Origin of the sequence: Ruminococcus flavefaciens, assembly GCF_900143025.1 — a bacterium.
GTDB lineage: Bacteria > Bacillota > Clostridia > Oscillospirales > Ruminococcaceae > Ruminococcus > Ruminococcus flavefaciens_I.
The window spans coordinates 32,965-47,659 of record NZ_FRCT01000022.1; the positions used below are offsets into that span (position 1 = coordinate 32,965).

Here is a 14,695-nt window from a genome sequence, read left to right on the forward strand (position 1 = left end):
ACACAAAGAGCGACTATCTTATAACAAGATAGCTTATTTGCCCATTGCGTTAAAATATGTAATGAAGTCAGCTTTATTAATAAGTATTTTTCTGTTTTTACCTACTCCTGTACGAATTGACTTTACCTTTCCCTGCTTTACCATCTGGCGGACAGTATGCTCGGACAGTCCATCGATCATATCAGCGCATTCCTTGATAGTAAGCAGCTCGACTTTCTGCGGAGCTGCTACATTATCTGCGTTTGATGTATCAGCTGCATCTTTCTTAATGCTTTCTTGAAGAGCAACCAGCTCATCAAAAATATTGTCAATTATCTCTTTAGTTGAATTACTCATAATGATAACCCTCTTTCTTTTTCAATAAAGTATATATCCAAGTATGCAATCTTGTGTGTTTAATGATTTTCTGCAACCTTGCAAGATTGCAGTTTTTTCTATTTCAAACAGTATTGCATTCTTCCTTGCTTAACTGCCAATACCACTTATCATTCCTTTTTACGGATTTAACTCTTAAGTTTTTCTTTGCTTCATTCAAAGTTCTCTCAGAAATGTCCCTTATTTGTGCTTTGAATAGCAATTGCTTCTGCGGTATTGCAGCACCTTCGGACAATTCGTCCTTCAAGAGCTTTTCTGCCTGTTCTACCTTTGAAACGCTGCTTGTCCCATTAAGCAAATCATCAACGGATATGTCATATTTGCCTATAAATCGGAATCCTGTTTCTTTGTTTAATTCAAAGGCAATCGGTTCTCCCTCAGGAGCGAGACTGCTCTTGACCTGTGCCATAACTCTAATTGTAGGATTATCCTTTATCCTTCCGACAAGAAGTACACTTCTCGCAGATGCAGGGATATCTATCGAACCTAAGCTTCTGTATGAGGATTTCATTCCCATTGCCTTGTTCAAGTGTCCCACAAGAACGATCGCACAGTCATATTTGCGTGCAACGTCTGCAATATGCTTCATAATAGGTCTGATCTCGTTCGCCCTGTGCATATCTACATTCGCTCCAATATATGCCTGCAGCGGATCAAGTATTACCAATCTGGCTTGAGTACGAAGTATCGCCTGTTCTAACCTTTCATCTGTCAGGGACAGCTCAACTTTACTTTCATCAATAACTGTTATCCTGCTGTAATCGGCATTTGCAGCGACTAATCTCGGCTTAACAGTATCACTGAGTCCGTCTTCCGCTGTCTGATAAATAATATTTATTGGTTCAGCTGCGTTATAACTCTCAGGCAACTCTTGCCCTTTTGAAAGCATTGCTGCAAGATTTAATACAAGCGTTGTTTTTCCTTCGCCGGGATCGCCTTGTATTATAGTGATCTTACCGTATGGTATGTACGGATACCAAAGCCATTCAACTTCTGTAGCTTCAACATCAGCCATATTAATCAATTCTAATTCAACATTATTATCCATAGTAATAATTCTCCTTGCTCATATTTGCCACAATGTGGCAGCGTGGAATTACTCTCCACACAGGAACTCTTTACTCAAAGCTATATCACATCCTTGAAAAAAATATGAAGAATCAGAAAACGCGTTAATTCTATCTTCTCGTCAAAAGTTATAGGTTCTTGTAACGTCTCGTAACTTTTGATGTGAACATTGTGACATATGCGCGAACCTATGTCAATATGTTCCTATCAACAAAAACACCATACCTATCAACTACGAAAAATTTTTTGGAATCACTTGACAAATAAAGGGAAATGTGATACCATTTTGTTGATAGGTTTCATATTAAACCACTCAAAAAGGAGCTCAATATGGCACATATTTATGATAATACAGTTTTATTATATCGGATTTTATCAGAAGAAAGACGAGTAGAGTTTATCAATGTAATAAATGAAAAAAATACATTGAACTCTCTAACCGCAAAAGACATTGTAAGTATTGATTTTGATGAATTGCTTAGAGAAACAAAAGACTTCCATAAATATTACTCTCAAATAAAAACTATTCTTTTAAATCAAATCAAAGAAGTTAATTATAGTGCTTTTGATATCCCACAAAAAATTATTGCACTTGATAATTATAATAACAGTTCAAATTTTATAACAACATACTATTTAAATAAGTTTAGAAGTCTTTTACCTGCTGAAAGTTCTTTCATATATAATCGAACGGTATTAAAGAACAAACAAAAAGCGAAATCCAAAATAAGAATAGAAAAAATGATTCAGAATATAGAAACGGTTACAGATCCAGAGTTTTTTTCGCATTTTAGTAGTATATCAAATCACGAACTAATAAAGGAATCTGATTTTATAATACGAGAAAGAAGTGAATATGAATATAGCTCCAGGGCTGTTATATATTTCGATAATGTTCCTACCTTATTTAATGTTGCGGATACTTCACTCATCAATTTTTATTATGATTTTAGTTACGAACTTTATAAATCTGAGATGTCTATTGGAGTATGCGAATTCTGTCATAACGAATTTTTGGGCAGTAAAGGTATAAGGTACTGCAGCAATCCTCAATGCCAAAAAACATACTTTAAAATCGTCAAAAATCAGAATGAAAAAATAAGACGTAATTCTCCTTATGTAAAACCAATCACAACTATTGACAATTATATTTCGACAAATAAAAGCATTTTCTTAAAGAAAGTCAATAAAGATCCAAAGATGAAGTTGAAATTTGAAAAGGTAGAAAAAAAAGTAAAGGAAGATATTCGAGACGAAATAAAACGACGAAAAATAAATGGACTACCTCCAAATGATGATTCTTTAGATGGATTTATAAAAAACCAAAAGGAGACAATTCTTCATCTTATTTGGAAACTTCTTAAAGAGTACGATAACAATAATTCTTAATTACTATTAAGCCCAGCGTGAAAGGAGATCAAAAATGGAGAATCAAAAAAGCAACCGCAAACCTTTTACAGAATTGTACCTGACCAAGAATCAGATTGAAGGTATGATGTATGTACTTGACAGTTATCTTAATGCTGACAAGTATCATAAGTTTGGTCAGTATGCAGACAGAATGAAACAAAAAATTCTTAATCACGGCAGAACATTCATCAACAGCGATGAAGAAATGGTATCATTATTGATGTATGAAACAGATATGATTATATTGCTCAAGCTGTTCTCTACATACATTTCTGCGGTACAGGAAATACCAAAAGATTATTTTTCAGAAATAGTCGAGGCTCAAAAAGCAAGAGCAATTGAATCTTTAAATCATTAAAAAGGGTTTGGGATATTCCCAAATAAGCGGAGCAAAAAAATGAACTGCCTACTGAAGTTTTCAGAGAAAAATAATGTGTTTTCTCTGAAAAAACAGCAGGCAGTTTTATCAAGTCAAGGAAGAATTCCTTGCCCAAAGTTGCATTTATTGCAACGCTCTGTTCTGTATGAAAATAATCTTCTGATTATTTGCGTACGGAACAGATATTGGGTAGCAACACCCATGTGTACCAAAGGAGTATTTCCTTACAGGAATTGCTCAAAAATTATTCAATCTTCATTGAAAAAAGAAACAGGGAGGGATATGAGTGAAAGGATTTAGCATTAGTTTTACTCTCGGAAAAGCAAGCTCAGTTCACGGCGGCAATGTCGATCATAATAACAGAGATTTCATAGCTAAGAATGTTGATCCGACTAAGACCGACAACAATATTCTATACAAAGCTCAGGATATTGAAACAGCTTATCACGAACTTTTTGATGCCGCAGTTGCTGAGTATAATTCAAAAAAGTCACGCCCAAGCAGACGTATTAATGATTATTATGAGCACATAAAAAATGGACGACGTGAAGAAACCTACTATGAAACTATCGTTCAGTTTGGCAGCGTACAAGACGCACCCTGCGGAAGTGAACGTGGTGAAGTTGCAAAGAAAATGCTCGACGATTATATGAAAGGATTTCAAAAACGTAATCCAAATCTTCATGTATTCAATGCTATCCTGCACATGGATGAAGCAAGTCCTCACATTCATATCGACTTCATTCCCTTTTATACACAAGGCAGAACCAACGGTCTGAGCAAAGGTGTTTCAATGAAGGCAGCTTTGATAGAGCAAGGGTATAAATCAAACGGAAAGATGACTAATCATTTGATTGAGTGGGAAAATTCTGAACGCAAAGTTATGGAAACAATTATAAATTCCTACGGTTATGAGCGTGAAGAAATGAATGCCAAATACAAACATCTCTCTGTAGAAGATTACAAAATAAAACAAGATGAAAATACAATACGTACTTCATTGAAAAGAAATCATTATGTTTCTTCCGATGATATCTCCCAAGAAAAAATGCGTAGTTTAATGTTTAAACTATCATCTGCTGATAAAAAAATCGCTGCGCTTGAAAAAGAAAAAAGCTCTCCGAACAAATCATTTTTCTACTCCAATCCTGACAAGCAAGCATTCATTCAATCCAAAATGGACGCAGCTAATATTCCTTATGTTGAAACTGAAAACGGCTTTGATGCTCAGGAATGTTATGTCAAACAAATAAGAGAATGGGAGAAAATTTTCAAGCCTTCTTCAAAATCTTTTCGGGAACAGCTCATCGATGAGATCGATAAACTGCTCATGCGCTGCAGCGATGTAGATGAACTATATAAGAAACTTGAAGCCGATGGTTTTGCTGTTAAGCTCGGAAGATATATCTCTGTAAGACCGCCGAAGGCAGAAAGGTTCATTCGATTAAAATCTCTCGGAGAGGAATATAATGAACGCGCATTACAGAACAGGATACAGCAAAGCCACAAATTTGAAGTCAAACTCAACGAAAATATTGATAAGGCAGAGGCTGATAACCTGCCTTCATTAAAAATACTGAAAACGATGCGGTTCTATACAGTAACATTCAAAAAAGGACTGCTGCCATGTCATAAGAAGCACAAACAGCTGCCATTTTCATGGTTAAATGATGAGGAGCTCGACAGGTTGCTGCTTCTGAACAGGAAAATAAACGCAGGAGAGACTATTGAGTCCATGAAAAAGGAGTTTGAGCTCAAAGAGCTTGAATTGAAAGAAAAGAATGCTGCTGCCGAGGAAGCTCTGAAGCGTTATCAGCGGCTTGCAAGGGCTGAGGAAGCCTTTTTGGTGCTGTATGAAGGAAAGGAATCTTCTTTTATTTCAATAAAGCAAGCAGAACAGTACCGTGAAGCCTATCCCAATATTACCGAGAGCAACTATGTTGAGGTATTTAAATTTACAGAACAGGCTAAGAGTGATTCCGACGCTGCCAAGAGTATTGTACAGGAAGCAGAACAGGAGCTGCGTTCTCTCGGCGGTGCTATCGCCATTGCAGCAAAGGTTCAGGCTGGCACTTACGTTCAGGAGCTTGTCTGCACGGAAAACATTCACCGCAATGCGGATATTCTGCCTAATGGGGTATTTCAGCTATAGAATTAATATTGGCAAGGAGCTTGATTTCCATAGAACGTTATCCTTAACGGCTTTGTCAAGAAATTTATTTCTTTGCAATAGTTCTTTTAGAATTTGCCAAGTACGTGTTTTTAGAAAAAGGACCTTTGTATGTTTCTTCATCTAAGAAACCAAGAATAACTTTTATACTTTCTTTATCGTTAGGTAATTTGATTTTTCTGTTTTCAACATCAATTTTAATATCAACTTTGGAAGCAAGTGATTTTATTTGCGATGCAGAATAATTCTCTAATACTCTTGAGTCGTTTATCATGGCTATTTTTCGCCTAATCCAAGTATCAGCCATTGATTTAAATGATGCAGCATCTTCAATCAATAAATTCTCATTTGTTACAAATGAAGCCACTTCTTGATCGGTTGCAGAACGATAATATCCACTAAGATCAAATATCTGGCGTGCAAAATAGAAGGAAACAAATTGCAATTCATTTGCCGTATAAAAGCAATCAATACTATCCGCTATACTAATTCCATATCTTTTTTCTTGTGAGAACGTATTTTCACTTAAAAACAGATTAAACCATTTGGGTGAAATATATTGTTCTTTACGAAATCGCTGAAATGCTATATTGAACTTTTCAGAATCATCTGATTCTATTCGTTCACCAATAAAAACAGCTTTGATTTCTGGAAATATACCATTCTCTTTCTGAAGGCTCTTTACGCCAATTGGATCTCGAATAGCATCCATTATTTCAGGTGGAAGTTGAAAGTTTTCAATTGTTAGGAATTCACCTGTAAGAGGTTTATAACTACCATCAAATACCACCTTAGTTTTTTCATTAAGCAATTCATCATGTGCATTAGAAAAGCTAATACACAGCTCTTGTTGCGTAGTTGCATCCATTTCTAAGCGATAAACAAAGTCTTCATTCTTGTCGGCTCTAATTACCATAGCAACACAGTTATCAAACATTTTTATTTCCCCCTATCCAACAATAAATAATCAAACATTTGCCCGACTACTTTAATATCTTGTTTTCTTCGTAATTTTCGCTTGCTTAATAACAAATATCCAGAAATACCATTTTCCGCACTAATTTGATAAAAGTGATAGCCCACTATAAATAATAGCAGATTTGGTGGATTATCATTAAAAAACGGAAGAAGGCAAAGTAGTATAATGGCAATTACAGCACATACTATGATATTAAAATCTTCAAAAGCCAAATTGCCAAACGGTAAAAGATATGAGATAACATACCCAACTAACCAACCATCATTTGGAGATATATCACTAACTCTAATCGGCATTGATGACATATTCTTTTTTCCATAGATAAACATAATAATGAATAAAACAGATATCAATGCTCCTATACCGATAATAGATAAAGGAATAATATAATCATCTTTCTTAATATACCATGTAATTGCAAATGTACAAAACAAAGGTACTGCCATAGAAAGATTATAGATTATTTTTGAAAGAGTATTCAACATTTATGATCTCCTTTCATTATATTATTCGTTTTCATTAATTCTTTACGCTAACTCTCCATTACCTTAAACAAATGGAATTTTAAGCATATCTTTTTTTACTCTTTTCACGCGAGGCATAGGACGCTCATCTGTTTGGGCCGAGGGTATAACAACAGGCTCAGGGATAAGCAGCTCAATGTTGCTACCAAGCTCAAGAGCTTTCATAAGCTTAATCAAATTCAAAAGTCCGATATCATTTCCATTTTCAAATCTGACTATAGTGCCAACCGAAACTTTAGACTTCTCTGCCAACTCTGCCATAGTCATAGGATAATTGATCCTATATTGCTTAAATCGGTATGAGAGTTCCTCGGAGATCAATCTTTCCTGCATTTGAGATTCAATCTTCATTCAGTTGCCCCTTTCAAACAATTAGTTAAACATAGTATACAATACAATAGCGAAAAATGCAATATTAGTTAAACGAATTTTTCAGAATTTACATTAAGTTAGCATAATTTAACGATTATTTTTCAAATCTCCAACAAAAGCTTGACATCATCACATTAAAGTGCTAAAATATTGATATAGAAAGATCTTTCTTCAAATCGAATCGACTCATTCCATTCCCGAAAGGAGCGTCAAGTATGGAGAAAAACAAGGATAAAATTGTAATCGGTCAATATGGTCGCATGAAAGAACTGTACCTCAAGTACAACAAACCGAAGGAATACCGCAGAATGGTCAAGGAGGATGAATTGAATTCTTTCTTGCACAAAATCGATATAATTGCCTCAGAAATGGAAGAAGACCTTGCCGTGAGACTTGCCAAGGGAAGCGGTTTGACCGAGGAAATAAAGAATACAGATCCAGAAAGATGGATCGGACTCATGAACAATTTCCGTATGTGTGCAAGAGAAATGGTTATCAAGGATATTATCGAAGAATAGCCATGTGTTACGAAAAGAGGTAAAATATGAAACGACAAGAAGTTGAATTAGCACTTGCAGGCAGAGCGTATTTAATAATTCACGGCGTTGAATATGAAAATGTGGGTGGTAGCGGTGATGAAGGCTTTTGCTTCGTTCCAGTAAAACATGACGGCTGGTCTGTATTAAAATATGATCAGTTGCTTAATAGTGATTATACTATCAGAATAAAGGATATGTATAAAATGCAGGACTTAGGCAACGTAACAGCTCACGAATACTGCATAAATTCTCATGGATACAACTTTTATTGTCTTATAGGCAATCGTATAACTGGTGGTTTTATTTCAATTATGAACTGGGGCATTATTGCAGATTTTGAACCTGATTCCAGTTTTTATAACCGCACAAGTCTTGAAGGAGCCTTTGACGGAAACAAATTGATAGAACAGTATTTCTCAAAAGAAGAGCAAGAGGATATATGCGCTGATATAGCAGATAATTTAACGCCTTTGTTCTTTGAATAATATTTAGGAGGACTTATTATGGCAAAATATGCTTATCCTGCAATTTTTAAAGCTGAAAAAAGCGGCTACTCCGTATCGTTCCCTGACATTTCAGGCTGTTTTACTCAAGGCGATACTCTTGAAGAAGCTAAAGATAATTCCAAAGACGCATTATGTCTTATGCTATACGATATTGAAGAGAAAGGAGAAGCTATACCTGAAGTATCTAAATTGAAAGAAATACAGGCAAAATGTAAAGATATTGCCTGTATTATAAACTGTGATACTTCCGAATATAGAAGCCACTTTAAAAAACTTGGTCTTCATTAAAGTTGGGGCAAAATGATTAGGACTGTGATATAATCACAGTCCTTTTTTCCTTCAATATAGCATTCATTATCTTTGTATTAGCTATTTTCCCAATAAACTAATTGATTTTTGTCAACTTTTATGTTATAATAATATGGGTATTTATAATGAAACGAGGATTATTATGTTTGATATATGGAACAGGAGATATACAGGTAGTAAATATAAGCTCTCCTCTTGGATAAATGAGCTGATATCTGAGAACTGTAATGGCAGCTCATTTTGTGATATTTTTGCAGGAACAGGCATTATTTCATATACTATGCTTGACAAGATGAAGAAAATCTACATTAATGATTTCCTTTACTCAAATGAAGTAATATATAAAGCATTTTTTGAGCCTGCTGCCTATGACAAGAAGATAATAGCTGAATATTGTAGTCGTTTTCAGGCTTTAACTGCGGATAGCATTGATGATAACTATATCTCCGAAAACTTTGGCGGAAAATTCTTTTCTTATTCGGATGCAAAAAAAATCGGATATATAAGGGAGATTATCGAAGCTGATAGAAATAGATTATCTAAAAAAGAGTTTTCTATACTGCTTGCATCACTGTTATATTCAGCAGATAAAAGTGCCAATACCGTAGGTCACTACGATGCGTATATAAAAGGACATAGTATTCCTGATACATTTACATTTGAGCTTATAACCCCATATAAAACAAAGAAGTCACAAATAGCTATTTCAAGAGAGGATTCTAACGAGTTTGCTCATAAACTAAAATGTGATATAGTTTATATCGATCCTCCATACAATTCAAGACAGTACAGCCGTTTTTATCATGTTCTGGAAAACATCACCTGTTGGCGAAAACCTGAACTTCATGGCGTGGCATTAAAGCCTGATCCTGAAAACATGAGCGATTACTGTCGCAACAAAGCAAAAATAGTATTCAAGGAGCTTATTGACAGCCTTGATTGCAAATATATCGTTGTTTCGTATAACAACACCTATGAATCAAAGAGCAGTTCTTCAAAGAATAAAATGACACTTGAAGATATTGAAGCTGCTTTATCTGCAAGAGGAGAAGTTCAGAGATTTGAAACATCACATAACTTCTTCAATGCAGGAAAAACCGATTTTAACGACCATAAAGAACTGATTTTTATTGTTAAAGTGAAGTGATTAATATGAAAACTCAGATAGCTACTTCTTTCAGAAGATCGCCCTTCTTCTATGTGGGAGATAAGTTCAAACTCGTTCCGCAGCTTAAAGAGCATTTCCCAACTGATATTGACAGGTTTATTGAACCTTTCTGCGGCGGTGGCAGTGTTTTCCTTAACGCCGAAGCTGAAAGCTATCTTGTTAATGATATAGACAACTATATGATAGCTCTACATAAACTATTATTTGATTACAGTAACGATGTTGACGGCTTCTGGAGCAAATTGACCGATATTATAAATGGCTACGGTCTTTCGGCATCTTTCCTAGGCAGGACTGTTCCTGACGAATATAAGATCAACTTTGTAAAAACTTACTATGCTAAGTATAATAAAGAAGCATATATGAAGCTCAGAGCTGATTTCAACAATGATAAGTCTGACCTGTTAAAGCTGTATGTTTTACTCATCTACGGATTTAACCGTATGCTGAGGTTTAATAACAACGGGGATTTTAACCTCCCCGTAGGAAATGTAGACTTCAATCAAAACGTTGTTAATGCTCTTAATGCGTATTTTGAATATGTATCTGAAAAGAATATAGAATTATTCAACATGGATTTTGAAGAATTCATTGCGGAAATAGAGCCAACAACCGATGATTTCATATACCTCGATCCGCCTTATCTTATTTCATTCAGTGAGTATAACAAGCTATGGAATCCTGAAACGGAGCGTCGTTTACTTGATGTTCTCGATGATCTTAATAGCAGACATATAAGATTTGCGGTTTCAAACATCATCAGACACAAGAATATGTATAACGAAATTTTTGATACCTGGGCAAAAAAATACAATGTAATCGATATTACAAGCAATTATATTAGTTTCCATGATAATACGCAGAAAGGCTCTTATGAAGTATTAGTAACAAATTATTAAGGGGATATATGTTATGGCAGATGCAAGAAAACCGATAGCTTTTGACACTACTTTACGTAACCCATATAGAATACCTGATTTTATTTCTATATTTAAGCAGTATGAGGGCAAAATATTAACCAGCGAATTAATTATAAAGATAGAAGCTGAATTGATTCGCCAAAAGAAATTTGAACCTACTAAAAATACACTTGGAACTTACAAAAGAGAGTATAAAGGCAAGTTCTATTTTGAAGCCGATGATCAATCTGATGATGCAGCTGAGCGGGTGGCAAAATACTATAAAGAATGGGTTGAAGGCGAACCTGGAAGCGTTTCGATTGATAAAATAATATATCTCCTCAAGAACACTGTCACTGACCATAAAGATCATTGGGAAGGTGGTTGGGAAACCCGATTATGGACTCAATGCAAGTTTTTGAACGAACTCGGTCTTGTATATATGGAAAAAGGGCACATTATCAAAATTTCTCCTGCTGCAAATCTAATGCTTCATGGATATGATAGCGATGAAGATACTTCAAGTAATATACAGTCCGCTTATCTAAGTGTTTTCGCTAAATATCAAGTAAACAATCCCTTCAGAAATAATACAATCAAGGTCAACTTCTTCTCTTTGGTATTAAAAGTAATCAAATATTTAAAGGAAAAGTATGATCGCCCTGGAATTTTCTATCAGGATATATCGTTTATTATTGCTTGGGATAGTAATGACTATGTCCAATTGGCTGAATACATACAGGCATTTAGAAATAAATTTCGTTATAACAATGTTTCTGACGAGTTAGTGTACAGTTACGCTATGAACCTTCTTGATGAATCCACACCAAATAATATAATCGCAGAAGCTACAAAAGACTTTATTGATAAGAAAAGCAAGCATTACAAATTTACGCAATTAACTCGTGAAACCAGAGATGAAGTAATACGAAAACTGAGAATGACAAGATTGATTTCGTTTAGAGGGGCTGGTAGATTCATTGACTTTAACAACCTAGAAATAGACAAAATCAATCATATTATTGATTCATATACTCACAATATTTCTGAATTCGAGAGTGACGAAGCATATTTTGATTATATGGGTTCAATTGATAAGGCATTGGTATTTGAAGATGATAAAATTGATACCGCAGTTGCATTAACCGCAAAAGAAAAAGCTATTTCTGAGTTTGCTTCAAATCATGATTGGGAATACCTAAAATCTCAAATAAGCATTATATCAAACGGAACCGATACTAAAGATGCTTTATTGCGGTTTATAGATGTTCCCGTAAGGCTTGAATTTCTGTGTTCTGTGATTATAAAAAAGAAACTTCCTAAGGTAATGGTAATTGCTAATTACTTAGCTGATGATGAGGGAATTCCATACGGAACTGCCGGTGGACAACACGGCAACTGCGTCGGAACGGATATAGATGTATATGAAGATGATATTCATGCTATAATAGAGCCTACTGCAGCCACATCGAGATCGTTCCAGACTGAACACGAACTTCCTTCAATTAGAAATCATATATTTGGAAGTAAAGAAAAAGACGTAAATGAAGGTAATCCTTATAAAAAGTGGTTTGCGCTGTTTATTGCACCTAAACTAGTAAAAGATGTTGCTGATCAAGTAGCACTTATACGAGCAATCAATAATGTTGAGATTTACCCTTGGAATGCTGATGATTTTGTTGAGTATTCAGCGAATAATAACTTTGATAGCATTCAAGAGTACAAAATTATTCGTGACTACATGAAACCACAACAATTATAATCTTTATAAGGAAAAAGGAATGTTTCTGGATTTTACAGAAATACAGGAGTATGCCTATTTTGTCCTTTGTTTGTCCTTTACACGCCCCGAAAAGTTACGATAAAGGAAACTATAATAAAACGTATTAAAACTAAAAAACGCCGTAGATACGGTATAAAATCCATATCACGGCAAGTTAGAAAACTCGGAAAATTTAATTCAATTCCCGTACGGGTCACCATGTCTATTTTACAAAATAGATATTTCACAAAAAATCCCCGATTTTTCGGGGATTTTTTGCATTCTCAGGACCAAAAAATTTTTTCAATTTTCATAGATATATTTTCTGAAAAACTCCGATGTTACGGGAAGTGAACCCTTGAAATCATCATTTCAGACGATTTTGATTCCGTTTCGGCATAAAAACAACTTCAAAATCCGTTGTTTATTTTTAACGAAGTTTTGTCGAATTTCTTATGTATTATGCCAAGTTAATATTTACTATATAAGGCTGGACTTTTATGAGTCCAGCCTTTTTTTCGGCTTAATCCTTTTTCTGCGTTCATTATCAGCTTCTACAAAGCACTTCCAAGACTTATACCATAACTTGCACGGATTTTCAATACTTATACATTTAATACTTAATATTACATAAAACAGATCTTTTAATCTGAAAGGATGATATAAGTGGAAAAGCTATCAAGGCAGGCGATACAACGTTATAAAGATATGTACCCTCCTGGAACAGGTATATGTGTTGATAATATGCCAGATGATCCAAGACCGATATCTTCCGGAACTAAGGGTAAAGTTATAGCCGTCGATGATATAGGTACAATACACTGTGCTTTTGAAAACGGAAGACAGCTTGGGCTCATACCTGGTGTTGACAGTTTTCATGTTGTAAAAGAGGAACTATCCGAAACTCAAAATATTGAAGAAGAACCAGAATTACAAATGAATATGACATAACCTAAATACGCCGTATTGTTTGATCAATACGGCTTTTTTACATATATAAGGAAGGAGTTGTTGCCTACTGTCAATATCATTACAGTCAATGTTATAGCTGCGCTGGCCGAATTTATAAAGGAAATAGACGAGGAGATGAAAAATGCCTAATCATGTAACAAATGTAGTTTCCTTCTCTGGCGATAAAAGCCGAATTTCAGCAATGCTGAAGGAAATACAAAATGATGAACACGGCATAGGTTCGGTTGATTTTGAAAAAATACTGCCTATGCCTGATACCGTTTACAACGGCTCGCTTGGAATACGTGAAAGGGAGCTTTACGGCGAGAATAACTGGTATGACTGGCGAATTGGGAATTGGGGAACCAAATGGAATTCCTATGGATATACCGAAAATACCACCTTTCAAGGTGGTAAGATCATATTTCTTACGGCATGGTCTGCTCCACATCCAATACTGCAAAAGCTGTCAGAAATGTATCCTGATGTAAAAATGGAACATGAATGGGCTGATGAAGATATCGGCATGAACTGTGGGCGTTACGTTTATTACGATGGTGAGCGTGTAGAAGAATACTTCCCCGAAAGTCAAAAAGAATGCCTTGAATTCGCTGCAAAAGTAATGGATGTAAGTCTTGAAGAGGATTATGCCTTATATCTGAATGCCAGTGAAACAGGATATGTTAATATAGAATATGACGATGAATATGAGCTTGTTGAAATTGAGGATCTGCCTGCTTTATTCACAAATGAGCGCATGCTTCACCGATAAAGGAAACTGTTCCCAGAGAACTCTATGGTTTTCTTATGAAGCTGGATAGCCCAAAGGAGATAGTCAAGGTATTGAGACTGTATATTGATACCGGCGATGAATTATTGAAGCACCTGTCTTATGCTGATTCATATGATACGCTGTACGCCTGCGTTATCGGTAAAACAGTAAATAATGCGCCGATAGAAACATCGGTAAAGATAATACTGCCAGATCTTAAACGATACGATTCGCTGCTGAAAGGCGGTGATGCAGTATGAACAGCGTACAGAAAGAAACGATCAAGCTATATGCAAAGCAGCTCAGAGTGCCTACTTTCAATAACTATGATAAGGTAATCCGCCATCTTTCAGCTGATGACGGTTATGAGCAGTTCCTGATAGAACTGATGAAACAGGAACTTGCAGAGCGCTCGGTAACAGGTCAGAAACGCAGGATAAAAGCTGCGAAATTCCCGTCAATGAAAACACTTGACGAGTTTGATATGACAAGGCTTGAAAATGTCAGCGAAA

General features: G+C 35.3%; 18 protein-coding genes. 13 read left to right on the forward strand and 5 right to left on the reverse strand.

What is annotated here, in order from left to right; translation table 11 throughout:
• Positions 1 to 33: 33 nt before the first annotated feature.
• Both BUB28_RS15480 and BUB28_RS15485 read right to left on the reverse strand, forming a co-directional pair.
• The gene (locus BUB28_RS15480; RefSeq protein WP_072952424.1) at positions 34 to 336 is read right to left on the reverse strand and encodes a helix-turn-helix domain-containing protein; all 303 of its coding nucleotides are present in this window, start codon (positions 334 to 336) and stop codon (positions 34 to 36) included.
• Positions 337 to 439: 103 nt separating this feature from the next.
• Positions 440 to 1,423, reverse strand: coding sequence for an AAA family ATPase (locus BUB28_RS15485; protein ID WP_072952425.1), 984 nt, complete (start codon positions 1,421 to 1,423; stop codon positions 440 to 442).
• A gap of 350 nt (positions 1,424 to 1,773) precedes the next feature.
• Here BUB28_RS15485 and BUB28_RS15490 point away from each other — a divergent pair, with 350 nt between their 5' ends.
• The 3 genes from BUB28_RS15490 (at position 1,774) to BUB28_RS15505 (ending at position 5,384) form a co-directional block, all read left to right on the forward strand.
• The gene (locus tag BUB28_RS15490; protein WP_072952426.1) at positions 1,774 to 2,832 is read left to right on the forward strand and encodes a hypothetical protein; all 1,059 of its coding nucleotides are present in this window, start codon (positions 1,774 to 1,776) and stop codon (positions 2,830 to 2,832) included.
• A gap of 34 nt (positions 2,833 to 2,866) precedes the next feature.
• Positions 2,867 to 3,211 carry a hypothetical protein gene (locus BUB28_RS15495; protein WP_072952427.1) on the forward strand — a complete coding sequence of 115 codons (345 nt, stop codon included), beginning with the start codon at positions 2,867 to 2,869 and terminating at the stop codon, positions 3,209 to 3,211.
• A 307-nt stretch (positions 3,212 to 3,518) separates the two neighbouring features.
• Positions 3,519 to 5,384, forward strand: coding sequence for a plasmid recombination protein (locus tag BUB28_RS15505; protein ID WP_072952429.1), 1,866 nt, complete (start codon positions 3,519 to 3,521; stop codon positions 5,382 to 5,384).
• A gap of 64 nt (positions 5,385 to 5,448) precedes the next feature.
• On the opposite strand, the gene BUB28_RS15510 is transcribed toward BUB28_RS15505, so the two are convergent.
• The 3 genes from BUB28_RS15510 to BUB28_RS15520 form a co-directional block, all read right to left on the reverse strand.
• Entirely contained in the window at positions 5,449 to 6,339 is an 891-nt protein-coding gene (locus BUB28_RS15510; RefSeq protein ID WP_072952430.1) for a Kiwa anti-phage protein KwaB-like domain-containing protein, read from the reverse strand.
• Between the two features lie 2 nt (positions 6,340 to 6,341).
• The gene (locus BUB28_RS15515; protein WP_072952431.1) at positions 6,342 to 6,866 is read right to left on the reverse strand and encodes a hypothetical protein; all 525 of its coding nucleotides are present in this window, start codon (positions 6,864 to 6,866) and stop codon (positions 6,342 to 6,344) included.
• Between the two features lie 63 nt (positions 6,867 to 6,929).
• On the reverse strand, positions 6,930 to 7,256 hold the full coding sequence (locus tag BUB28_RS15520) for a helix-turn-helix domain-containing protein (protein ID WP_072952432.1): 327 nt from the start codon (positions 7,254 to 7,256) through the stop codon (positions 6,930 to 6,932).
• Positions 7,257 to 7,492: 236 nt separating this feature from the next.
• Between BUB28_RS15520 and BUB28_RS15525 the strand changes: the two genes are divergently transcribed.
• The 10 genes from BUB28_RS15525 to BUB28_RS15570 form a co-directional block, all read left to right on the forward strand.
• The gene (locus tag BUB28_RS15525; RefSeq protein ID WP_072952433.1) at positions 7,493 to 7,795 is read left to right on the forward strand and encodes a TnpV protein; all 303 of its coding nucleotides are present in this window, start codon (positions 7,493 to 7,495) and stop codon (positions 7,793 to 7,795) included.
• A 26-nt stretch (positions 7,796 to 7,821) separates the two neighbouring features.
• Entirely contained in the window at positions 7,822 to 8,301 is a 480-nt protein-coding gene (locus BUB28_RS15530; protein ID WP_072952434.1) for a hypothetical protein, read from the forward strand.
• Positions 8,302 to 8,319: 18 nt separating this feature from the next.
• Entirely contained in the window at positions 8,320 to 8,610 is a 291-nt protein-coding gene (locus BUB28_RS15535) for a type II toxin-antitoxin system HicB family antitoxin (RefSeq protein ID WP_072952435.1), read from the forward strand.
• A gap of 163 nt (positions 8,611 to 8,773) precedes the next feature.
• A complete protein-coding gene (locus tag BUB28_RS15540) occupies positions 8,774 to 9,778 on the forward strand; it encodes a DNA adenine methylase (RefSeq protein WP_072952436.1) in 1,005 nt (334 codons plus the stop codon).
• A gap of 5 nt (positions 9,779 to 9,783) precedes the next feature.
• Positions 9,784 to 10,698: a DNA adenine methylase gene (locus BUB28_RS15545; RefSeq protein ID WP_072952437.1), complete on the forward strand. Its 915-nt coding sequence runs from the start codon at positions 9,784 to 9,786 to the stop codon at positions 10,696 to 10,698.
• A 13-nt stretch (positions 10,699 to 10,711) separates the two neighbouring features.
• Positions 10,712 to 12,460 carry an AlwI family type II restriction endonuclease gene (locus BUB28_RS15550; RefSeq protein ID WP_072952438.1) on the forward strand — a complete coding sequence of 583 codons (1,749 nt, stop codon included), beginning with the start codon at positions 10,712 to 10,714 and terminating at the stop codon, positions 12,458 to 12,460.
• A 666-nt stretch (positions 12,461 to 13,126) separates the two neighbouring features.
• Entirely contained in the window at positions 13,127 to 13,411 is a 285-nt protein-coding gene (locus BUB28_RS15555) for a DUF4314 domain-containing protein (RefSeq protein ID WP_242940012.1), read from the forward strand.
• A gap of 142 nt (positions 13,412 to 13,553) precedes the next feature.
• A complete protein-coding gene (locus BUB28_RS15560) occupies positions 13,554 to 14,183 on the forward strand; it encodes a DUF1281 family ferredoxin-like fold protein (RefSeq protein ID WP_072952439.1) in 630 nt (209 codons plus the stop codon).
• Positions 14,184 to 14,218: 35 nt separating this feature from the next.
• The gene (locus tag BUB28_RS15565; RefSeq protein WP_072952440.1) at positions 14,219 to 14,443 is read left to right on the forward strand and encodes a hypothetical protein; all 225 of its coding nucleotides are present in this window, start codon (positions 14,219 to 14,221) and stop codon (positions 14,441 to 14,443) included.
• On the forward strand, positions 14,440 to 14,695 hold a 256-nt coding region (locus BUB28_RS15570; protein WP_242939985.1), incomplete at its 3' end, for an ATP-binding protein. The genes BUB28_RS15565 and BUB28_RS15570, both read left to right, overlap by 4 nt.

What these genes read in the sequence shown, in the direction of transcription:
- BUB28_RS15480 (WP_072952424.1), bottom strand. Translation starts at nt 336, where the DNA reads ATGAGTAATTCAACTAAAGAGATAATTGACAATATTTTTGATGAGCTG.
- BUB28_RS15485 (WP_072952425.1), bottom strand. Translation starts at nt 1,423, where the DNA reads ATGGATAATAATGTTGAATTAGAATTGATTAATATGGCTGATGTTGAA.
- BUB28_RS15490 (WP_072952426.1), top strand. Translation starts at nt 1,774, where the DNA reads ATGGCACATATTTATGATAATACAGTTTTATTATATCGGATTTTATCA.
- BUB28_RS15495 (WP_072952427.1), top strand. Translation starts at nt 2,867, where the DNA reads ATGGAGAATCAAAAAAGCAACCGCAAACCTTTTACAGAATTGTACCTG.
- BUB28_RS15510 (WP_072952430.1), bottom strand. Translation starts at nt 6,339, where the DNA reads ATGTTTGATAACTGTGTTGCTATGGTAATTAGAGCCGACAAGAATGAA.
- BUB28_RS15515 (WP_072952431.1), bottom strand. Translation starts at nt 6,866, where the DNA reads ATGTTGAATACTCTTTCAAAAATAATCTATAATCTTTCTATGGCAGTA.
- BUB28_RS15520 (WP_072952432.1), bottom strand. Translation starts at nt 7,256, where the DNA reads ATGAAGATTGAATCTCAAATGCAGGAAAGATTGATCTCCGAGGAACTC.
- BUB28_RS15525 (WP_072952433.1), top strand. Translation starts at nt 7,493, where the DNA reads ATGGAGAAAAACAAGGATAAAATTGTAATCGGTCAATATGGTCGCATG.
- BUB28_RS15530 (WP_072952434.1), top strand. Translation starts at nt 7,822, where the DNA reads ATGAAACGACAAGAAGTTGAATTAGCACTTGCAGGCAGAGCGTATTTA.
- BUB28_RS15535 (WP_072952435.1), top strand. Translation starts at nt 8,320, where the DNA reads ATGGCAAAATATGCTTATCCTGCAATTTTTAAAGCTGAAAAAAGCGGC.
- BUB28_RS15540 (WP_072952436.1), top strand. Translation starts at nt 8,774, where the DNA reads ATGTTTGATATATGGAACAGGAGATATACAGGTAGTAAATATAAGCTC.
- BUB28_RS15545 (WP_072952437.1), top strand. Translation starts at nt 9,784, where the DNA reads ATGAAAACTCAGATAGCTACTTCTTTCAGAAGATCGCCCTTCTTCTAT.
- BUB28_RS15550 (WP_072952438.1), top strand. Translation starts at nt 10,712, where the DNA reads ATGGCAGATGCAAGAAAACCGATAGCTTTTGACACTACTTTACGTAAC.
- BUB28_RS15560 (WP_072952439.1), top strand. Translation starts at nt 13,554, where the DNA reads ATGCCTAATCATGTAACAAATGTAGTTTCCTTCTCTGGCGATAAAAGC.
- BUB28_RS15565 (WP_072952440.1), top strand. Translation starts at nt 14,219, where the DNA reads ATGAAGCTGGATAGCCCAAAGGAGATAGTCAAGGTATTGAGACTGTAT.